Source organism: Natranaerovirga pectinivora (genome assembly GCF_004342165.1).
Taxonomy (GTDB): Bacteria; Bacillota; Clostridia; order Lachnospirales; family DSM-24629; genus Natranaerovirga; species Natranaerovirga pectinivora.
Genome location: NZ_SMAL01000003.1, coordinates 58,792 through 81,728, shown reverse-complemented (window position 1 = coordinate 81,728; position 22,937 = coordinate 58,792). Strand labels below are relative to the sequence as shown.

At 32.7% G+C, this 22,937-nt stretch carries 10 protein-coding genes and 1 other annotated feature; of the genes, 7 read left to right on the top strand and 3 right to left on the bottom strand.

Annotated elements, in window-relative coordinates:
• The first annotated feature begins 2 nt into the window (after window positions 1-2).
• Window positions 3-1,496, top strand: a complete 1,494-nt coding sequence (gene malQ / locus EDC18_RS05145; protein WP_132250987.1) for a 4-alpha-glucanotransferase — start codon at window positions 3-5, stop codon at window positions 1,494-1,496.
• A 319-nt stretch (window positions 1,497-1,815) separates the two neighbouring features.
• Here the strand turns inward: malQ and EDC18_RS05140 are convergent, their stop codons facing one another.
• Window positions 1,816-3,279 (bottom strand): glutamate synthase subunit beta, encoded by a 1,464-nt coding sequence (locus EDC18_RS05140; protein WP_132250985.1) that lies wholly within the window; start codon window positions 3,277-3,279, stop codon window positions 1,816-1,818.
• Window positions 3,280-3,290: 11 nt separating this feature from the next.
• Window positions 3,291-7,835 (bottom strand): glutamate synthase large subunit, encoded by a 4,545-nt coding sequence (gene gltB / locus EDC18_RS05135; RefSeq protein WP_132250983.1) that lies wholly within the window; start codon window positions 7,833-7,835, stop codon window positions 3,291-3,293.
• Between the two features lie 470 nt (window positions 7,836-8,305).
• Between gltB and EDC18_RS05130 the strand changes: the two genes are divergently transcribed.
• The gene (locus EDC18_RS05130; RefSeq protein WP_132250981.1) at window positions 8,306-10,747 is read left to right on the top strand and encodes a SpoIID/LytB domain-containing protein; all 2,442 of its coding nucleotides are present in this window, start codon (window positions 8,306-8,308) and stop codon (window positions 10,745-10,747) included.
• A gap of 115 nt (window positions 10,748-10,862) precedes the next feature.
• Here EDC18_RS05130 and EDC18_RS05125 read toward each other — a convergent pair whose 3' ends face one another.
• Window positions 10,863-11,714 carry a YihY/virulence factor BrkB family protein gene (locus EDC18_RS05125; RefSeq protein WP_132250979.1) on the bottom strand — a complete coding sequence of 284 codons (852 nt, stop codon included), beginning with the start codon at window positions 11,712-11,714 and terminating at the stop codon, window positions 10,863-10,865.
• A gap of 758 nt (window positions 11,715-12,472) precedes the next feature.
• On the opposite strand from EDC18_RS05125, the gene EDC18_RS05120 reads away from it, so the two are divergent.
• From EDC18_RS05120 to EDC18_RS05100, 5 genes are all read left to right on the top strand, one after another.
• Window positions 12,473-14,518, top strand: a complete 2,046-nt coding sequence (locus EDC18_RS05120) for a pectate lyase family protein (RefSeq protein WP_132250978.1) — start codon at window positions 12,473-12,475, stop codon at window positions 14,516-14,518.
• 725 nt (window positions 14,519-15,243) lie between these two features.
• Window positions 15,244-17,052, top strand: a complete 1,809-nt coding sequence (locus EDC18_RS05115) for a right-handed parallel beta-helix repeat-containing protein (RefSeq protein WP_132250976.1) — start codon at window positions 15,244-15,246, stop codon at window positions 17,050-17,052.
• Window positions 17,053-17,204: 152 nt separating this feature from the next.
• Window positions 17,205-17,425: a binding site (T-box leader), on the top strand.
• A 48-nt stretch (window positions 17,426-17,473) separates the two neighbouring features.
• Window positions 17,474-18,493: a phenylalanine--tRNA ligase subunit alpha gene (gene pheS, locus EDC18_RS05110; protein WP_132250974.1), complete on the top strand. Its 1,020-nt coding sequence runs from the start codon at window positions 17,474-17,476 to the stop codon at window positions 18,491-18,493.
• A gap of 293 nt (window positions 18,494-18,786) precedes the next feature.
• Window positions 18,787-21,171 (top strand): phenylalanine--tRNA ligase subunit beta, encoded by a 2,385-nt coding sequence (pheT, locus tag EDC18_RS05105; protein WP_132250972.1) that lies wholly within the window; start codon window positions 18,787-18,789, stop codon window positions 21,169-21,171.
• Window positions 21,172-21,266: 95 nt separating this feature from the next.
• Window positions 21,267-22,829: a SpoIID/LytB domain-containing protein gene (locus EDC18_RS05100; RefSeq protein WP_132250970.1), complete on the top strand. Its 1,563-nt coding sequence runs from the start codon at window positions 21,267-21,269 to the stop codon at window positions 22,827-22,829.
• Window positions 22,830-22,937: the final 108 nt, after the last annotated feature.

Here is a 22,937-nt window from a genome sequence, read left to right as displayed (position 1 = left end):
CAATGATTTTTAATAAGTCTAGTGGTATTCTTTTGCATATTACTTCATTGCCTTCTAGGTATGGAATAGGAGATTTTGGTGATGCAGCACATCGGTTTATTGATTTATTAAAAAAAAGCAAGCAAAGTGTATGGCAAATTCTTCCTTTAAATCCCATTGGATTTGGTAATTCGCCATATCAGTCGTATTCTGCATTTGCAGGAAACCATTTACTTATTAGCATAGATGAACTTATCAATGAAAAACTTTTAGATCCTAATGATATTATTGATTTACCTGCTTTTAATGATAAGCAGGTAAATTTTCTAGAAGTTAAAAAATACAAGGAAAAACTATTGGAAAGAGCATTCCAATCATTTGAAAAGAATAACCAGGATTATAATAGATTTAACCAGGAAAATAATGAATGGTTAGAGAATTATGCCTTATTTATGGCTTTGAAAACTTACTTTAATCATCTTCCTTGGAACAAGTGGGAAAAGGGTATAGCATTTAGAAATGAAAAGGTTATTAAGTTGTATAGAGAGAAGTTAAAAAAGTCTATTGAGTATGAAAAATTCATTCAATATATCTTTTTTAAACAATGGGCTAAATTAAAGAAATATGCCAATTCAAATGGCATAAAAATCATTGGCGATGTGCCTATTTTTGTTTCTTATGACAGTTGTGATGCTTGGTCAAATCCTGATTTATTTAAGTTAGATGAACTTGGGAATCCTATTGTGGTTGCAGGAGTACCGCCTGATTATTTTAGTGAAAAGGGACAATTATGGGGAAATCCTCTGTATAAATGGGATCTTATGAAATCAGATGGGTATAAATGGTGGGTAGAGCGTATAAATTTAAATCTAAGGTGTTTTGATAGTATTAGATTAGATCATTTTAGGGGATTTGAAGCCTATTGGGAGATACTTGGAGATGCTGATAATGCAATGAAAGGAAAGTGGGTTAAAGGTCCAGGAGAAGATTTTTTTAATAGGGTGATTAATGCATTAGGGGATGTATCTATTATTGCTGAGGATTTGGGAATTATTACTGATGATGTTATTAAGTTAAAAGATAAGTTTGGATTTCCTGGTATGAAAGTCCTTCAGTTTACTTTGGAAGATTTGGATTCAGATGATTTTTATCCAGAAAAGTTTGATGAAAATACTTTTGTTTATACAGGGACCCATGATAATGATACCATTCTTAGTTGGTATGGTTCTGTTGACGCGGTTGTAAAAGAGTGTATTGAGATGTGTTATGGTATTAGTGAAGATATGGTTGAGGAAGAAGTAGTTTGGCGGTTTATTGAGCTGGCTTTTGGAAGTAATGGGAGTGTGGTTGTTATTCCACTTCAGGATGTTTTGTGTCTTGGAGGGGAGGGGAGGATGAATACGCCTGGGACTGTTGGGGGGAACTGGGAGTGGCGGTTTTCTTTTGAAGAGTTAAGTTGTGATCGGGTTAAGCGGTTAAGAGTTTTGACTGAGAGGTATAATAGAGTGGTGGAGTGAATGAATGTGGGCGGTTAGGAAGTGGTTTATATAAGATTTATTGACCCTTGCCCATCCTTGGGCAATAGGGTCAAGATACGCCATCCGTGGCTACGCTGTATAATCTTATATAAATCACTTCCTAACCTTTGTCGTGGCGTTTTTCAGGTTTCAAATTTAAAATCAAAATCCAAAATCCAAAATTTCAGAATCTCAGAATCTCAGAATCTCAGGCATAAAATAGGGACGGTTCCACAAAATTTGATTGTTTAATATTAAAAGAGAGATAACATTATTTTTGTTATCTCTCTTTTTTAGGAAAAGTCCTCTTTATTATATTTTATAATCTACTTCTTAAGTACGTGTTACCCATTAGGTATTCGTCTATATATTTTGCTGCTGAGCGGCCTTCGCTTATTGCGTGTACGACTAGGGATTGGCCTTTTCTCATATCGCCAGCTGAGAATATGCCTTCTATACTTGTCATAAATTTGTTATTTGCAGCTACATTGCCTCTTTGGTCGTATTCTACACCTAGGTTTTCTAACATGCCTTTATGCTCTGGGTGAAGAAATCCCATTGCGAATAGTACTAAGTCAGCTTTGATAACGAATTCACTACCTGGAACTTCTTCCATGTTCATTCTTCCATTTTCGTCTTTAGTCCATTTTAGTTTTACACAATGAAGTTCTTTTACTTTTCCATTTTCCCCTGAGAAATGTTTTGTAGCGATACTGTATTGTCTTGGGTCGTCACCATATACAGCAGCAGCTTCCTCTTGGGAGCTAGAAGTTCTAAGGACCATAGGGTATGTTGGCCAAGGGCAGGCATCTGTTCTTTCTGTAGAAGGCATTGGCAATAGTTCTAATTGAACCACATTTTTAGCCCCTTGTCTTACAGATGTACCCACGCAGTCAGATCCAGTATCTCCACCACCAATTACAACCACATTTTTATCTTTAGCCGTTAAGCCAATGCTTTCATCAATGGTTTTGCCAGCAACTCTTTTATTTTGTTGTGGAAGAAAGTCCATAGCAAAATGGATACCATCCAAATCTCTACCTGATACCACTAAATCTCTTGGTTGAGTAGAGCCACCTGTTAATAAGAGGATATCAAATTCATTTTTCAATTGGTTAACATCAACATTAACACCAACATTGGCATTGGTTTTAAATGTAACCCCTTCTTTTTTCATTTGATCCACTCTGTTGTCTATTAATGATTTTGGCAGTTTGAAATCAGGGATACCATATCTAAGCAGACCACCGATTTCATCAGCTCTTTCAAATACAGTAACAGTATGACCTACTCGAGCCAATTGTTGTGCAGCAGCTAAGCCTGCTGGACCAGATCCAATTATGGCAATTTTTTTATGTGTTTTTACAGCTGGTGGCTGAGGTTTTACCCACCCCTCAGACCAGCCTTTTTCAATAATAGCCAATTCCATCTGTTTAATTGTTACTGCTGGTTGGTTAATGCCTAGTACACATCCTGATTCACAAGGAGCAGGGCACACTTTTCCTGTAAATTCAGGAAAGTTATTGGTTACATGGAGTACTTCTAAGGCTTTTTTCCATTGGTCTTGATAGACAAGATCATTAAAGTCAGGGATGATATTCCCTAAAGGACAACTGTAATTACAAAATGGAACACCACAATCCATACAACGAGATGCCTGTGTTTGTATTTCTTTTTCATCTAAAGGAATATAAATATCATCATAGTTTTTTATACGTTCCTCTATAGGTTTATAGCTTCCTACTTTTCTTTCATATTCTAAAAATCCAGTATCTTTTCCCATAGCGAAACCTCCTAATTAGCTACAGCTACTTCATTAGCAGCTCTTTTTTGTTCTAATATTTGTTTGTATGCTGGTGAGATGACTTTTACGAACTTTTCAACATATGAATCCCACTGCTCTAAGATTGCTTTAGCTTTAGGACTATTAGTGTATTTAGCATGGTTGCTAATTAATGTTTTTAATAGTTCTATATCATCATTTTCTTCAACTTTTTCAGTTATAACTATTTGAGTGTTACATCTATCGGCAATAAAATCTTCACTTTCATCTAAAACGTAAGCAACACCACCGCTCATACCAGCAGCAAAGTTTCTACCTGTTGCACCAAGTATGACAGCAACACCGCCAGTCATGTATTCACAACCATGATCCCCTACACCTTCAACAACTGCAGTAGCACCAGAGTTACGAACAGCAAAACGTTCTCCAGCAAGACCATTAATATAAACTTCACCAGAGGTAGCACCGTATAATAGTGTATTACCTACGATGATGTTTTCTTCAGCTTTAAATGGTGAGTTAGCTGGTGGATAAACAATTACTTTTGAACCAGACAGCCCTTTTCCAAGGTAATCATTACAATCTCCTTCTAATTCAAAGGTTATCCCTTTCATACCAAAGCAAGCAAAACTTTGTCCAGCTGTTCCAAAAAATTTGTAGTGAATTGTATCCTCTTCAAGACCATCAGCACCATATCTTTTTGCCACTTCACCACTTAACATGGTTCCTACAGTACGATCAACATTTTTAATAGAATATGTTTTTTCTACTTTAAATCTATTATCTAATGCTGGCATAGCATCTTTAATTAATTGTTGATCAAGAACTTTTTCTAAACCATGATCTTGAGAAAAAATTTGTCTTGGTTTTATTCTTGATGGAAGTTCTGGCTTGTATATTATAGAACTTAAGTCAAGGGTTTTTGCTTTCCAGTGTAAGTTATCATCTGTTACATCTAATAAATCTACACGGCCAACCATTTCATCAATAGTACGAACACCAATTTCTGCCATAATTTCTCTTAAATCATTTGCTAAGAATGTAAAGAAATTAATAAGATCTTCAGGTTTTCCTTGATAATATTTTCTAAGTTCAGGATCTTGTGTTGCAACGCCTACAGGGCAAGTGTTTTTATGACATTTTCTCATCATAATACACCCACAAACAACTAGAGCAGCAGTAGCGAATCCAAACTCTTCAGCACCAAGTAATGCTGCTATTGCAATATCTCTACCCGTTTTTAATTGGCCATCTGTTTGGACAACAACACGGCTTCTTAAATCATTTAATAGCAATGTTTGTTGTGTTTCAGCTAAACCAAGCTCCCAAGGAAGTCCAGCGTATTTAATAGAACTAATTGGAGAAGCGCCTGTACCGCCGTCATGACCACTGATTAAGATAACGTCTGCATGGCCTTTAGCAACACCAGCTGCTACTGTACCAACCCCTACTTCAGAAACTAATTTTACATTTATTCTAGCACTTGGATTAACATTTTTTAAATCAAATATTAATTGTGCCAAATCTTCAATAGAATAAATATCATGGTGTGGAGGTGGTGAGATTAAATCAATTCCTGGTGTAGAATGACGCACTTTAGCTATAGCTTCAGTTACTTTATGACCAGGTAAATGACCACCTTCTCCTGGTTTTGCGCCTTGAGCCATTTTAATTTGTAATTCCTCAGCATTTACAAGATATTCTGTTGTAACACCAAAACGTCCTGATGCAATTTGTTTGATGGCACTTTTTTTGTTGTCTCCATTAATATCGATTTCGTATCTTGTAGCATCCTCTCCACCTTCACCAGAGTTGCTTTTACCACCAATTCTGTTCATTGCAACGGCTAAAGTTTCATGAACTTCTTTGCTTAATGATCCAAATGACATAGCACCAGTAGCAAATCGTCTAACCATGTTTTCTACAGGTTCTACTTCATCAATTGAAATAGGGGAGTGGTTTTTTAATTTTAACATACCTCGGATCGTTCCAAGCTTTACGGATTGGTCATTGATTATATTTGCATATTCTTTATATAAATTATAATCATTTGTTTTACACGCATGCTGTAATTTATGGATAGAATCAGGGTTGAATAGGTGATTCTCCCTATTTGCACGCCAGTGGACATTGCCACCTTCTAGTAGATTTTTATATGGATTTCTTAATTGTTTAAAAGCCAATTCATGTCGAAGCATCACTTCTCTAGCTATGATTTCTAAGTCAATACCTTCAATACGAGAAGGTGTTCCAGTAAAATACCTATCAATCACTTTCTTACTAATACCAACGGCTTCAAAAATTTGAGCCCCTTGATAGCTTTGTAGTGTACAAATACCCATTTTTGAGAGTATTTTTAGAATACCATTTGATAGAGCTTTAATATAGTTTTTGTAAGCATCTTCTGGTGTAATGTCCTTAGTAACATATAGTTTGTTTTTTACTAAATGTGTAATGCTATCTAAAGCCACATATGGATTAATGGCATTGGCGCCATAGCCAATAAGTAATGCCATATGCATAACATCTCTTGCATCACCAGATTCAACAATTAAATCTACTTTTGTTCTTAATTTCTTTTTGATTAAATGTTGATGAACACAACTTAGTGCAAGTAAACTTGGTATTGGTGCATTGTATTTATCCACATTTCTATCAGTAAGAATAATGATGTTATAACCATCTTCAATACTTTGAACAACTCTTTGGCAAAGTGCATCTAATGCATTTTTAAGACATCTTCCACTGTTGTTAACTGGAAAGAGCATAGGTATTTTAGTGGTTCTAAAATCTGTATGATCAATATGACGGATTTTTTCAAAACTTGCATTATCTAATATAGGCGATTTAAGTTCAATAAAATTATGGTTAATTTCAGGATTTAAATCATTAAGTAAATTGCCTCGATCACCTAAAAATTGTATTAAAGACATTACCAGTTCCTCACGAATTGGATCAATAGGAGGGTTTGTTACCTGGGCAAATAGTTGTCTAAAGTAGCTAAATAATAATTGAGATTCATCAGACAAAACGGCAAAAGGTGCATCATTACCCATTGAACCAAGGGCTTCCTTACCATTTTCAGCCATTGGTGCAATAATACGTTTTAATTCTTCTTCAGTATAATTAAATAGAGTTTGATGATTTAGCAATAAATCAGCACTAAGGACTGAAATCTCATGTGGTAATGGAAGGTCATCAATCGTTAAACGGTTATTAGCAATCCATTGTTTATACGGTTTTTGTTGAGATAATGTCTGTTTGATTTCATCATCTGAAATAATTCTACCTTCTTTGGTATCAATTAAAAACATTTTCCCAGGCTCTAAACGCCCTTTTTTAACGATGTTTTGTGATTCAAAAGAAAGAACGCCAGTTTCCGATGCCATAACAACAATATCATCTTCTGTAACCAAATATCTAGCAGGTCTTAAACCGTTACGATCAAGGGTTGCTCCGATCTGAATACCATCAGTAAAAGCAATAGCTGCTGGACCATCCCAAGGTTCCATTAAACCAGCATGGTATTCATAAAACCCTTTTTTATCTTCATCCATTATATCGTTTTTTTGCCAAGCTTCAGGAATTAACATACAAACAGCGTGAGCTAATGATTTACCACTTGCTAATAATAACTCAAGAGCATTATCAAGATTGGCTGAGTCTGAACCATTTGGCGTGATGATAGGATAGATTTTTTTAATATCATCACCAAAAACATCTGACTCTAAAATACCTTCTCTTGCATTCATCCAATTAACATTTCCTCGTAATGTATTAATCTCGCCATTATGAGCTAAATATCTAAAAGGTTGAGCACGGTCCCAAGATGGGAATGTATTCGTGGAATATCTTTGATGTACTAATGCAATAGCACTTTCCATATCTTCATCCTTTAAATCAGGGAAGAATTCTGGAATTTGGTGTGCCAGTAATTGTCCTTTATAGGTCATTGTTTGACTTGATAAACTACAAACATAGAATGATTCCATATATGGTTTGTTAGATGATTCAATGGCTTTTTCTACTAATTTTCTTACTATATATAATTTGCGTTCAAAGGTTATACTATCATAATCATCTTTTGCAATAAATATTTGATGAACAACTGGTTGTGTACCGCGAGCAGTTATACCAGTAGCACTTTCAACGATAGGAACATTTCTCCAGCCTATTAGACGAAGATTTTCTTCTAACATAATTTTTTCAAAGATTCCTTCGCAATAAATTCTTGCATTTGGTTCTTGAGGTAAAAAAATCATACCAACCCCATATTCCCCTTCGTTTGGAAGTGTAAAACCAAGTTCAATAGCTTTTTTTGAAAGAAACTTGTGAGGAATTTGTATTAATATACCAGCGCCATCACCGCTATCGGCATCGGAGCCAACAGCGCCTCTATGGGTTAAGTTAACTAATACTTCTAAACCTTGACTTACTATGCTATGAGATTTTTTGCCTTTCATATGAGAAACAAAACCGACACCGCAACTATCTTTTTCTTGTGAAGGGCTATAAAGGCCTTGTTGTGTTGGAAGACCGTAATTTTTTTGTGACATATGATGTGCCTCCTATCTTAAAATCAATTTGGTTTTTTTATTATACCACCAATTATTAGATAATTCAATACAATGAAAGAAAAAATATTAAAACATTCATATAAAAATATTTCCTTTTAATTATCATATTTTGCAAATGCCTCAAAATCCTGGTAAATGCGCTATTGATTTATTGTCCGTAAAACAAAACTAATTTTAAGAGTCATATGATGCAAAGGAATAAAAAACATTCATCAAAACTCAAGTATTAAGAGATGCGTAAGAAAATAACATTCTATTAACAAAGTATGTTTAAAACCTTTATCATAGAAGAAAAGAGTAATAGTTTATGAAAGTAATAAAAAATTAATAATGAAAGTTAGCAAATACTAGTATAATAATAAAGTGGGATATAAATATAAAGTCTGCATTGTTATATCACAAATACAAAGGTATAAAAATACAAGACTTGCTAAGGAAGGATTGAAAGTATGAAAAAAATATTTTTTATATTAGGAGTAATTTTGTTGTTAGTGGGATGTTCAACAAGAATAGGTGAAGAAAAAAAGAATGATAACTTTCAAGAAAAGGAAGAAGAAAAGATCATTGAAATACCGAATAATGATGGTGGTCTTAGAGTAATTGAAGGTGATAAACCAATAAGCCGGGCGTTAGCAGCTAAAATGGTTGCCCTTGGAAGATATTCTAGAACAGAAGTTAGTCACTTTGATAGAGAAATCCCTTATCAAGACACAGATGCTTCATTATGGTATGACAAGTACATAAATGTAGTTACTATTTATAATTGGTTTGGTGACGAGGGTGATTTTTTCAGACCTTTAGAGTTATTAACTTATAGTGAAGCTTTAGAGATAGCAGATAGAATAGAAGTTTCTTTAGAAGAACTTAATATGGAAGTAAGGGATGATACGTTAAATACACCAATAAAATATAAAGATTGGTTTAGTATTTACTCAAAACTGTTGGAAGAACTAGATATTGATGAACAAGTACGAAGGGATAGCTTGGTAGTGGTAGGCACACCAGCTAATATTAGTAGTTTGAATGCTTGGGAACTAGTTTCTGATAAAGGGAAATATGCTTTTGAAGGGCTTACCATGGATCAATTTATTGATAATGAAATAAGAGTATTAAGAAGAGAAAATGATATAATAGGTGTTATTGATATAATAACCAATGAACCTGTTATTACAAATGTTTGGATTGAAAAAATAGACGATGTAGAAGGACTAATTTTTGTTGGAGGAGAGTATAGAACTTATAATATAAATAAAGAGGTAGATTCAGAAGTAATTGGATTGATTGGGGATATACACATTAAAGATCGACAAATCGTTGACTTTGCGTTAAAAGAGGAAACAATATCAGGTAAAGTGTTAAGGATTAATAATAATGAAGTTCTATTAGAGGGATTAGGGAGTTTTCCCGTGGCATCAGATAGAAAAATATATAGTAACATCAATAATAATTTACAATGGCGTACTATAAGTCAAGTTCTTGTAGGATATAATTCTGCTGATTTTGTTATTCAGGATGGTGAAGTTCAAGGTATTGTAATTAGGAAAAGAGTAGAAATTGAAAACATAAGAGTAGCCATAAGGACTACAGGTTTTAACGCATTGGTTCATAATGAAATTCAGTTGACAAGTGATGTAGATTTTACTATTAAATATGGTAATGAGATTGCAGTTTATGAAAAAAATAAAGTTGTAAGGATAGATAGTCAACATCCTGTTTTGGAAGATTATATAACCATAACACCAAATGATCCAAAGGGAAAAATAGAAATTTTATCTATAGAAAGAGCTTATGGAACGCCTCGTTATAGAGGGGTTATGGAAATTGCTAGAGCAAGTAATGGCTTATATTTAATCAATGAGCTGCCAATGGAAGAATATCTTTATTCTGTTGTTCCAAGTGAAATGCCTACCTCCTATGGTTTGGAAGCTGCTAAGGTGCAAGCAATTTGTGCAAGAAGTTATGCATATTCACAATTTTATTCTAATAGATATAGTAGCTATGGTGGGCATGTAGATGATAGTGTTTCTAGTCAGGTTTATAATAATTATAGAGAAAATGAAATATCAATACAGGCTGTAAATGAAACCAGTAAATTAGGTATAACCTATAATGATAATGTGGTTTCAGCATTCTTTTTTTCTACATCAAGTGGTCACACGGCAGATTCAGGAGATGTGTGGGCGAATTGGAGCACAAGAAGTTTTCCAACAACTACACCTGTATATTCTAGAGGGAAACCTCAATTTAATGGAGAATTTAACTTAGATTTAACGGTTGAAGAGGATTTTGCTGCTTTTATAAAAAATGATAATTATAATGCTTATGATAGAAATATATCATGGTATAGATGGCAAGTTACAATGACTAGAGAGCAATTAACGAAAAGTATCAATAACAATCTGGTTTCTCGATTTGAAGCTTCTCCACATTCTATAAAAGTATTAGGGGAAGACAATTATTTCAGAACTAGACCTATTGAGACTATAGGAGAGTTAATAGATATAAGAGTATATAGTAGAGGTAACAGTGGCGTATTAACAGAAGTTTTGATTATAGGAACAGAAAATACAATAAAAGTTGCAACAGAATATAATATTAGATTTTTATTAGCACCTAAAAGATACTCAGAAAATGAAGAAAATATTATAATTACAAGAAAAGATGGTAGTACCGTTAGTAATTATAATTTATTGCCCAGTGCCTTCTTCACTATGGATAAAAAATTCACTCCTCAAAATAATTTAGCAGAAATAACTTTTTATGGAGGAGGATTTGGTCATGGTGTTGGGATGAGTCAAAATGGTGTTAAAGGAATGGTAGACTTAGGGTATTCATATGATGAAGTCTTAAAACATTTTTATACTGGAGTTGAAATAAAAAAAATATATTAAAGAAAAAAAAGTACCTTTTAAGTATGAAAAACTATAAAGGTACTTTTTTAAATGAAATTATATCCAAAGTAAGTATTAACAATTAAAAAAGATGATTAGTTGACTTGAAAATATTTCAATTTGAGGAAATAGTTTTCTTGTTATTTCTTTTTTCTTTGTGCTCCACAAGTAAAGCGTTAATTTCTCCACCGATCATAATTATATTAGAACAAATATATAACCACAGTAAAAGAACGATTACACCAGCTAGGCTGCCGTACATATAAGAAAAGTTACCAAAATTATCCACATAAAAAGAAAAGGATATGGACAAGGCAATCCAACCAACTGAAGAAAAAAGGGCTCCAGGTATAGCTTCTGAAAGGGAAATTTTTCTGTTTGGTATAGCATTATATATAACAGTAAAGAAGATTAATAAAATAAATATAATGAAAATGTATCTAATGAGTTGTAATAAGCCAACAATATTTAAGGTTGCTGGAAAATACGTTACTAATAATGATAAGAGATTATTTCCAAAGATAACCAATATAAATGTTAGTAATATTATAGTGGCAAAGATTATTGTGTAGAAACAAGAGATAATCTTTAAATGTACAAATGAACGCGTTTCATCAATTCTATATGCTATGTTTAAAGATCTTACTATTGCAAGGACTCCTTTAGAGGCAGACCAAATTGTAAGGATAACAGTTATGGATAATAGAGCATTACTTTTGTTGATGGCTATTTCGTTTAATATGGCAACTATAATATTACCGATATCCCCAGGAAAAATCTCTCCAATACTTAAAACTACTTCTTGTTGAGTGATGGGTGTGTAACTTAATATTGTTAGTAAAAACATTACAAAGGGAAAAAAAGATAGTAGTAAAAAGTATGTTAATTGAGCAGAAAGGGCTGAAATATTATCCTCTGTAACTCTCCTTTGTAACTGAAAAATAAAACTTATTAACTTTCTAATCATTAAACCCCTCCAATATATATATATAGAAATATTACATAATTAGTATACTATTAAATCTAGATAAATTATACAGTCAAATTTAAATTGCATAAAAGGGAGTGGTGTATTTATTGTGAAAGTTAGAAGTGTCAAATTTACTTGTAAAAATTTGGAAATTACATTTTCAAAGAAGCTTCTGACTCAGAAAGGAAAAGGTGTAGGTTTCGTTAACATGCTAGTTTATAAAATAGTACATTGGTAATTTATACTAAATTTTTTTGACGTTATATTTTAAACAAACCTAAAAAAAGGCTGTATAAGGAAAAAACATATCTAGTATTAAAGTCTTATCTACAAAATTTATTTTGATAATTATGTAAATAATAGTAAAACAAACTAAAAATACGATTTAATGTTCAAATGTATTGACAAAATAGCACAACTTATACATAATTATATTAAATAAACCGAACAGTTAAATAATTCAGTAATAATATTGAATCGTCTTTCAAGTGATTGTGGTAAAAAAAACTATTATTCTTAAAAACCTATCTTGAATAAAATCCTAAAAACAATACAAATATGCATCTCAATAAGAAAATCCATCAACATTACTAAAATGTTATTAAGAATTAAATATAAATGATTTTTTACAAAATCATTATATTATATATTGTAAAGATTTTTTCTTTACCGTTAAATTTCCCTAGAGGTTGGTGATGCCTATGTTGTAATATGTATGGAACTTGTAAGTTGTTTAATTTTAAGGAGGGTTTTTAATGAGGAAAGGTATTAGTTTTATAAGTGTTTTATCATTATTTTTTACTTTATTGTTAGGGTTTAATTACACAACCACATTAGGGTCAACAATGATTTATAGTGATGATTTCTTAGGTGTAACTTCTGGCAATTTGTTTACAACATCTTATAAATCACTCCCCAATGATCCATCTAAGCCGATGTATCTAAAAACAGGTGGAACAGTAATAGCAGGTTCAAGTACTGTAACATTAGATGGTGGAAGAATGACTATAGGGGCTTTATCAACGAGTTCAACCTCTTCTAGTTCTACGCCAGGAGGTGTTTTTGACCTTAGTGGGAATTATAGGATAGTCCTAAACGTATCTAGTAAAGGTGGAACATCAAGTAAAAAGTTTCAAGTATACGTTGATAATAATACAACGTCACAATCCAATTCAATACACGGTGGTGCATCAAAAGTTTATGAAGAAACAATAGGAAACTTAAGCACAGGTAATATTATAATAGACTCCAATATAGGGACTCAAAACTCCTTTATTCAAATTAGAACTGAAAGTGGTGGGTCTGTAACAATTAATGAAGTAAGAATAGAAACACAAGGAGGAAGTTCGCCACCGCCCTCCCAACCAGGTTTTTCTCCTAATGATGAATTCAGAATTATAAGTAGATTTAGTGGAAAGGCATTAGATGTTATAAATGCTTCACAAGAAAATGGTGCAGAAATAGTACAGTGGGACTTTAATGGCTCTAGTAATCAAGTATGGCATTTAATTCCTGATGGACAAGGGTATTACTCAATTGCAAACAAAAATAGTGGAAGAGTTATTGATGTTTATAATTGGTCAACAGCTAATGGGGGTCAAATTGTTCAGTGGGATAGTTGGGGTGGAGATTGCCAACTTTGGTCAGTGAACGATCTTGGGAATGGATACTATTCAATCATAAACAAGTTTAGCGGAAAATCTTTAGATGTTTATAATTTTTCTCAACAGAATGGTGGAATAATAGCTCAATGGGAATATTTGAATGGACATAATCAACATTGGGCAATAGAAAAGATAAGTGGAGGATCAAATCCACCTTCAAATCCAACGCCACCTCCTAGCGGCAGTATGTTTGATCTTGTGGGTTATGCAGCTCTTAATGGAGGCACCACTGGTGGAGCAGGTGGAGATGTAATTTATGTTGATAACGGTGCTGATTTATATCAAGCATTAAGACAAAAAAGAAATAATAACACACCATTAACCATTTATATAACGGGTACAATCACACAAGCAAATTCATCTCACAGTAAAATAGATGTAAAAGATGTATCGGATGTATCTATTATTGGTGTTGGTACAAGTGGTGAGTTAGATGGTGTTGGAATAACCATATCTAGAGCCAATAATATTATCATTAGAAACTTATCTATTCATCATGTTCGACAAGGGTCTGGAACAGCTATAGAAATAACGGAGTCAAGCCATAATATATGGATTGATCATAATGATTTCTACAGTCAAACGGATGTTCATAAAGATTATTATGATGGATTAGTAGACATAAAAAGAAATGCAGAATATATCACAGTTTCTTGGAATAAATTCTATGACCATCACAAAGGAATGTTAGTGGGTCATACAGATAATGAAAGTCTAAAAGCAGATAAAATTACTTACCATCATAATTATTTTTACAATATTGGTACAAGACTTCCATTAATTAGATATGCAGATGTCCATATGTTTAATAATTATTTTAAAGACATTTTTGGTTCTGCTATTAATGCAAGAATGGGAGCGAGAGTTAGAGTAGAAAATAATTATTTTGATAATGTAGGTTCAGGTCAGGTAGATACCCATGCTGGCTATATTCAAGGGCCAATCGGGTGGTTCTACGGAAGTTCACAAACAGGATACTGGCATGTTATTGGTAATAAATTTGTTAACTGTCCAGTAAGTAATTACACTTCAACAACTACATTTAATGTACCCTATAATTATTCTAGTGTGCTTCATACAGCAGATGAAGCTAAAGATTTGGTTTTACAATATGCAGGCGTTGGCATAATTAATTAATAATTCAATAGGTAAAATTATCTACAGGTATAAGTTCCAGGGAATTGTTGAAAAATCTTTACAATTCCCTGGATCTAAAATTAATCTAGAGAAAAAGCAAACATAATTTAGTTAAAATTATACAAAGATGATTTAGATATAAGAATTGTTAGTTAAAAAAAACTGAAATAAGCACAAAAAAATAATTAAAAATACATAAAATATGTATAATATTTAAACTGTAACTAGAAATAAGTTGACAAAATATGGCAAAAAACACATAATCTAATTAATGAAATTAAACACATTAACTTTTTAAAAAAATATTTTCTAATCTTCTCAGCAAATAGTCTTAGTAAGATACCAATCTAAAAATAATGCATATACACACTAGTTATCTCTATTAATATTTCACTAATTACTCTAAATAATATTTAGCAAAGTAATGTTTTTTATAAGCTAAGAAAGCATTGTTTTCCCACCTTATAAAAAAATTATATTTAAATGGGCTACTTTTTTCTCACGTGGGTGAAGAAGATAGATGTCCAAGAACAAGTGACTTTACCAAATGCTGTTGCAATGAATTTTAAATGGCGTACAGGTCCTTGTTCAATAAATTACATTATTTTGGTTCCCTTAATACATTTATTTAAATGTATTCAAAAAATGTATTCCAAATAATTTTAAAAGGAGGGTTAGGCAAGAAATTAACACTTAATAAAATAGAATAATGGAGGTATTTTGCGATGAAAAAATTAATTAATTGTTTTTTAAGTATGGTATTAACAATTGTAATGGTATTAGGAAGTGTATCAATTGTATCAGCTGGAGGTAGCGAGATATTTTTTGAAAGTTTTAATGGTGCTACATCTAATAATCTATTTACTACTGGATACAGATCATTACCAAATGATTCAAGTAAACCAATGTATATTCGAACTGGTGGAACAGTAACAGCTGGTTCTAATAGAGTTACATTAAATGGTGGTAGAATGACTATTGGTGCTTTATCTAGCTCATCAACAACAGGTAGTTTTACACCAGGGGGAGTTTTTAATCTAAGTAATCCATATAGAATAATCATAAATATTGCAAGTAAAAGTGGTGATTCTTCTAAGAATTTTCAAGTTTATGTAGATAATAATACTACAGGAATGAATAATTCTATCCATGGAGGAGCATCAAGGGTTTACTCCCAGACAATTGGAAATCTAGGTACAGGTGATTTGGTGATTGAGCCTTCTGTTGGGACGAGTAATTCATTTATACAGATTCGTACAGAAAGTAATGCTACGGTTACAATAAACAGTATAAGAATAGAATATTTAGATGGTTCTGGACCAGTGCCGCCAACTGGACCAACACCAACGCCACCAGGAATTCCAAGTGGTGATAGAACATTCTATGTAGCACCAAATGGTAACAACAATAATAGTGGTACACAAGGTTCTCCATTTGCAACCCTTAATAAAGCAATTAGCGTCTCTCGTGCAGGAGATGTTATTGTAATGAGGGGTGGAACTTATAACCACAATGCAAGAATTGATATTAATAATAGTGGTACAGCGAGTAAACCAATTATTATTGTGAATTATCCAGGAGAAACACCTGTATTAGATTTTTCTGCTCAAGAGGAATTAGCAGGAAGAGATGGTTTAAGATTAAATGGAAATTATTGGCATATAATAGGAATACATCTAAGAAGAGCAGGTGGTAATGGATTTAGAATCCATGGTAGCCATAATAGAATCGAAAGATGTGTAGCTTATGAAAACCGTTTAACAGGTATTCATTTAGAGGATGGTTCTCATAACTTAATTTTAAACAATGATAGTTATAGAAACTTTAACCTAAGAGGAAGAGTAGGGAATATGGCAGATGGGTTTGCTGCAAAATACGAAGCCCTTGGACCAGGTAATGTTTTCTATGGAAACCGCTCTTGGGAGAACTCTGATGATGGATTTGATTTCTGGATGGTAAGAAATACTCTTGTTGTGGAAAACAACTGGTCTTTTGGTAACGGTAATCCACAATTTTGGAATCATCCTGAGTTTGATGGTGGAGGAAATGGTTTCAAACTTGGTGGAAATCATATCCCAGGAAATCATATTGTAAAAAGAAATATGTCATTTGACAATCATGGAAAAGGTTTTGATCATAACAATAATACTGGTGCATTAACATTAATTCATAATACAGGTTATAACAATGGTATAAGAATAAATGGTCGTAACTTTGATTTTCCAAATAATCCATCAAGTGGGCAACATACATTTATAAATAATATAAGTGCTATGGCGCCAGTACAAGACAGATTTGGTAGCAATTCTATTCTACAAGGAAATAGCTGGCAAATTGGTAATGTAACATCAAGTATGTTTTATAGTGTAAATACAGCATTAGCAAAAAGCCCACGTCAAGCAGATGGGTCACTTCCAAATATTAATTTATTTATGCCGCGCCCAACCAGCTTCTTAGTTAATGGGGGAGTTAATATTGGAGAACCATTTAACGGAAGTGCACCTGATATTGGTGCAAGAGAATATGGTAATTAAATAACACTCACAAAAAAGAAATTAGGCTTTATCCCTGAAGCCTAGTTTCTTTTTTTGGAACTTTCTAATTTTCAAGGATATAAATAATGAGTTTTTTTAACAAGACTCTTGTTTTATAAAAGTAAATATAGTACTATATAAAATATATGTAAATAAAGGCAATGAAAGTGTTAGTAGATAATTGTTTTCTATAAGAGAGAGAATGTCAAAGGCTGAAAACATTCTTTAGTTCAAACAATTATTGAATTTCCCACTGGAGCTGCATCCTTGAAGTAATAGTAGAGGATGACGTTTTGGCACGTTACGCTATCTAAGTGCTTCTTTTTATAAAAAGAAGAATTAGGGTGGTACCGCGGATAACTCCGTCCCTTTTGTGGGATGGAGTTTTTTTATTGCAAAGAAATCGAAAGGAGTTATATTTATGAAAGAAATATTACAAAACATTAAAGAAAAAGCTATAACGTCTATAAATGAAACAACGAATTTAAATGATCTTAACGACATTAGAGTAGCTTATTTAGGGAAAAAGGGAGAATTAACTGCAATTCTAAAAGGAATGAAGGATTTAAGCCAAGAAGAACGCCCAGTAGTGGGGCAAATTGTTAATGAGGTTAGAGAGATTATTGAGGAAGCTCTTGAGTCCAAAAAGGTAAAATTATCTAAGGAATTGAGAGAAAGTCAATTACAAAATGAAACCATTGACGTAACTTTACCAGCTAAAAAGGTTGAGATTGGTCACCGTCATCCTATGAATATTGTCTTAGAAGATATTAAAAGAATTTTCATTGGAATGGGATATGAAATTGTTGAAGGACCTGAAGTTGAAAAAGACTATTATAATTTTGAGGCTTTAAATATCCCGGCGAATCATCCAGCAAAAGATGAACAAGACACTTTCTATATAAATGGTGAGTACTTACTAAGAACACAAACATCACCAGTACAGATTAGAGAAATGGAGAAGAAAACACCTCCAATTAGAGTTTTAGCACCAGGAAGAGTATTTCGTTCAGATGAAGTAGATGCAACCCACTCACCTGTTTTTCATCAAATAGAAGGATTGGTAATTGATAAAAACATTACTATGGCGGATTTAAAAGGTGCTTTAGCAGTTTTTGCTAAAGAGTTATATGGAGAAAAAACCCGTGTAAAATTTAGACCACATCATTTCCCATTTACAGAACCTAGTGCAGAAGTTGATGTTTCTTGTGTAATGTGTGAAGGAAAAGGCTGCCGTATGTGTAAAGGAACAGGCTGGATTGAAATTCTTGGTTGTGGAATGGTTCATCCTAAGGTTCTTGAAATGTGTGGGATAGATCCTAATGAGTATAGTGGCTTTGCCTTTGGAATGGGATTAGAGAGAATTACGTTGCTTAGATATGAGATTGAGGATATGAGATTGTTGTTTGAGAATGATGTGCGTTTCTTGAAGCAATTTTAGGTTGTTGCAGACCTTCCGTATGAGAAGATCTATTCAAAACAGTTCCATTAAATACTTTAAGAAAAACTAAGTTCGTGCCTAGCCATATTTCTAAACCTTAATAAACACCCTTTGGTCAAACAATTAAGGTTTTTAACGAAATATGGATAGTCCCGAACTAAGGTTTTCTATTGAAGGATTTAAAAGTCACTTTATTTGTATAGAGCCTCACATACTAAGTAGTGCAAATTCGTATATATAGCTTGCCTACGCGTTGCTTGGCAAATTTTTAAGAAATTTAAGGAGGAAGATGTATGTTAACACCGATTTCTTGGTTAAGAGATTATGTAGAAATAGATTGTGATATTAAAACATTTATTGATGAAATGACGATGTCAGGCTCTAATGTTGAGGGTTATGAAGAGCTTGGTAAAGAGATAGATAAGGTAGTTGTAGGAAAGATATTGACTATTGATAAGCATCCTGATGCGGATAAATTAGTTGTTACCACTGTTGATGTTGGTAGTGAAGTTGTTCAGATTGTTACAGGTGCTAATAATATTAATGTTGGTGATTATATTCCAGTTGCTTTGGTAGGGGCTACGTTGCCTAATGATTTGAAAATTAAAAAAGGTAAATTAAGAGGTATTGAATCTAATGGAATGATGTGTTCCGTTGAAGAGTTAGGTTTTGATGCAGAAGATTTTCCAGATGCACCTGAGCACGGTATTTATATTCTTGATAAAGAATATGAGCTAGGAATGGATGCTAAAAAAATATTTGGATTAGATGACACGGTTGTTGAATTTGAAATCACATCTAATCGACCAGATTGTTTTAGTATAATTGGAATGGCGAGAGAAGTTGGGGCCACTTTTAGGAAGACTTTTAACTATCCACAAATTCAATATAACGAAGTAAGTGGTAATGTTAATGAGGCAAAAGTAAGTATTGTAGATAAAGATTTATGTAAAAGATATGCTGCAAAAATTGTGAAAAATGTAAAAATAGAACAATCTCCAAAATGGATGCGTCAAAGACTTTTAGCTTGTGGTGTAAGGCCTATTAATAATATAGTTGATATTACAAATTATGTCATGCTTGAGATGGGCCAACCAATGCATGCTTTTGATTTAGATAAACTTGATAACAGTGAGATTATAGTAAGACGTGCTAAAACGGGAGAAAAGATTCAAACATTAGATGGAGAAGTAAGGGCATTAGATGATTCTATATTGGTCATTGCGGACTCTAATAAACCTGTGGCTATTGCTGGGATTATGGGTGGAGACGAAACAAAGGTAACTGAAGAAACAAGAACACTATTATTCGAGTCTGCTAACTTTGATGGCACTAATATAAGGTTATCCTCAAAAAAACTGGGAGTAAGAACAGATTCATCCTCAAAGTTTGAAAAAAATCTTGACCCTAATAATGTTGAAGAAGCAATGAATAGAGCTTGTCAACTTATAAGCGAATTAGGAGCAGGAGAAGTTGTTGAAGGGATGATAGATGTTTATGAAAACAAACGTTTATCAAAAGAAATACCATTTAATTCAGAAGATATCAATAAATTACTAGGTACAAATATTGATAAAGATGAAATGATTAAATACCTTAATAGTGTGGAATGTGTTGTTGACACAACTAAAAATATAGTTACTATACCTACTTTTAGACCTGATGTTGTAAGAATGGCTGATTTATCTGAAGAAGTTGCAAGGTTATATGGTTATAACAATATACCAACAACTTTACCAGCAGGGACAACGGTGGGTAAGAAAAATTTCAAACAATCTATTGAAGATGTTACAAGAACAATCATTGAACAATATGGTTTTAATGAATCTATGAATTATTCATTTGAAAGTCCGAAAGTGTTTGATAAGTTAAAGATTGAGGAAGATAGCCATTTAAGAAATGCTATCACTATAATGAATCCTCTTGGGGAAGACTTTAGTATTATGCGTACCACTACTTTAAATGGATTGCTTAATTCATTGTCAACAAATTATAATAGAAGAAATAAAAAGGTAAAACTATACGAATTAGCAAATGTCTATATACCAAAAGCATTGCCATTAACAGAGTTGCCAGACGAAAGAATGCAATTAACATTAGGTATGTACGATGCTGGTGATTTTTATGATATGAAGGGTGTTATAGAAATTTTATTTGAGAAATTAGGATTAACAAGTGATATAGAGTATAATCCAAACGCTTCATTACCATGGTTGCATCCAGGTAGAAAAACTGAAATTATTTACGATGGTGACGTTATTGGTTACCTTGGAGAAGTGCATCCAGATATATGTGACGCATATGATATTGAAGAACGTGTATATGTTTCTGTTCTTGATATGCCATTATTGACTAAATATGCTACTCTAGACAGAATATATGAATCTCTTGCAAAATATCCTGCTATGTCAAGAGACTTAAGTATTGTTGTTAAAGAAGATATTTTAGTTGGGCAAATTGAAAAGATTATCAAACAATTTGGTGGGAATATATTAGAGTCTATAGAAATATTTGATGTTTACCAAGGAGAGCAAATAGAAAAAGGATACAAATCCGTTGCATTCTCAATAACTTTCAGAGCTAAAGATAAAACCCTTAAAGAAAAAGAAGTAAACAAAGTAATGGATAAAGTCTTAACCACATTAGAAAAAGAATTAAATGCTCAATTAAGGAAATAATCTTAAGTAGATAAGAAGAACTATAGGTTTATTTGTAATTTTAAGTAGATTTTTAGATAAAACCCCCTTATAATATGTTATAAGGGGGTTTTATTGTGAAGAAAAAATTTTTACTATTGATACTTATAACTTCTTTATTTATTATTCCATCATCCTATGCTACAAGTAGTGAAGATATTATACTTAGAGTGGGGTTAAAGGCTTTATATGAAAGAGTACCTATGATTCAAATTAATAATACAACTTTAGTTGTTGGGTATATGGTGGAAGACCAGTGGAGAAAAGAAGTTTTACTCAATAGTGCTAGTGGTTTTAAATTTACTCCAGCCAATAGAAGCTACCTTATATCTATAGAGTTCTTTAATAACTACGAAGCTGCTAAAGAAGTAGTAAGACATTTGGGTCTTGAAGGTATTAAAGCTTATCCAGGTTCTATTTCTCTAGGAATGTGGAAGATTTTTGTAGAGAATGATAATGAGACAGTAATGGATCAGGTGAATAATCGATTTGGTCTAACATATCATCAAATAGAAGACAATGAATTAAGAGTAGTTATGGAAGCTGATGAATATGGCGTAATATTTGATAATGGATTTATCCATCCTGTTTTTGAAACCATAGATACGATAAATGGCATAAGAGTATTTGATTTGGGCGAAAGAAAATATAGAGGTAGGATTGAAATAGGTAGATACAAAAGTACAGAGATAACAGCAATAAACATTGTTACCCTGGAGGAGTATTTATATGGTGTTTTACCTGGTGAAATGAGTCCTAATTGGCCAATGGAAGCATTAAAGGCCCAGGCAGTTGCTGCCCGGACATATGCAAGATATTATAGGGATGTTGCGCCCAAATATAGATTTGAGCCGTATGATGTATGTGATACAACGAATTCACAAGTTTATAAAGGTTTTAGTGTTGAGCATGAAAGAAGTAATTTGGCAATAGATTCAACTAAAGGTGTAATGGTGTATTATGGTAATAACTTAATCCCTACGTATTTCTTTTCTACTAGCGGTGGTCATACAGAAAATAGTGAAGATGTATGGTCAGCAGCAGTTCCTTATTTAAAAGGTGTACCAGATATATATGAAACAGACCCCAGTCGTAGACCTTGGGTTACAGTTTTAACACCAGAATCTATTAAAGATTCTTTAAATAGACGTAATGTAAATATTGGTGATATATTAGACGTAAATGTTGTAGGATATACAGATGCTGGAAGAGTAACTAGCTTGAGAATAATAGGTACTGGTGGAGAATATGTTGTTAATAATGAAACCACCCGGATTTGGTTTGGATTGTATAGTAGAAAGTTTAAATTAATTAAAGAAGACTCTCAATTACAACAAGTGTTTAATGTAATTAATAGAACCAACACAACAGTACAACCCGTAGATGATTTATATATGATTAATGGTGATGGTGTTACAAAAAAGGTAATGGATGCAAAGGATCAATTCATTGTTCTAAGTGCCAATAATATTAATAACTACCCAACTATTAAAGGCGTTAAAGATCAGTATATTGTTGTTGGACAAGGTTTTGGTCATGGAGTTGGAATGAGTCAATCTGGAGCTAAAGGAATGGCTCAAAATGGCTATACATATGATCAAATTATTGAGTATTATTATACAGGTGTAAAAGTGAGATAGTATAAAACCCTAACAAACAATCGTTTGTTAGGGTTTTATGATGAAGTTGGTCTTTTTTATAAATACATACTTGATTCTTTTAATGATGTAAAGTATTATTGTACAGAG

What these genes read in the sequence shown, in the direction of transcription:
- malQ (WP_132250987.1), top strand. Translation starts at nt 3, where the DNA reads ATGATTTTTAATAAGTCTAGTGGTATTCTTTTGCATATTACTTCATTG.
- EDC18_RS05140 (WP_132250985.1), bottom strand. Translation starts at nt 3,279, where the DNA reads ATGGGAAAAGATACTGGATTTTTAGAATATGAAAGAAAAGTAGGAAGC.
- gltB (WP_132250983.1), bottom strand. Translation starts at nt 7,835, where the DNA reads ATGTCACAAAAAAATTACGGTCTTCCAACACAACAAGGCCTTTATAGC.
- EDC18_RS05130 (WP_132250981.1), top strand. Translation starts at nt 8,306, where the DNA reads ATGAAAAAAATATTTTTTATATTAGGAGTAATTTTGTTGTTAGTGGGA.
- EDC18_RS05125 (WP_132250979.1), bottom strand. Translation starts at nt 11,714, where the DNA reads ATGATTAGAAAGTTAATAAGTTTTATTTTTCAGTTACAAAGGAGAGTT.
- EDC18_RS05120 (WP_132250978.1), top strand. Translation starts at nt 12,473, where the DNA reads ATGAGGAAAGGTATTAGTTTTATAAGTGTTTTATCATTATTTTTTACT.
- EDC18_RS05115 (WP_132250976.1), top strand. Translation starts at nt 15,244, where the DNA reads ATGAAAAAATTAATTAATTGTTTTTTAAGTATGGTATTAACAATTGTA.
- pheS (WP_132250974.1), top strand. Translation starts at nt 17,474, where the DNA reads ATGAAAGAAATATTACAAAACATTAAAGAAAAAGCTATAACGTCTATA.
- pheT (WP_132250972.1), top strand. Translation starts at nt 18,787, where the DNA reads ATGTTAACACCGATTTCTTGGTTAAGAGATTATGTAGAAATAGATTGT.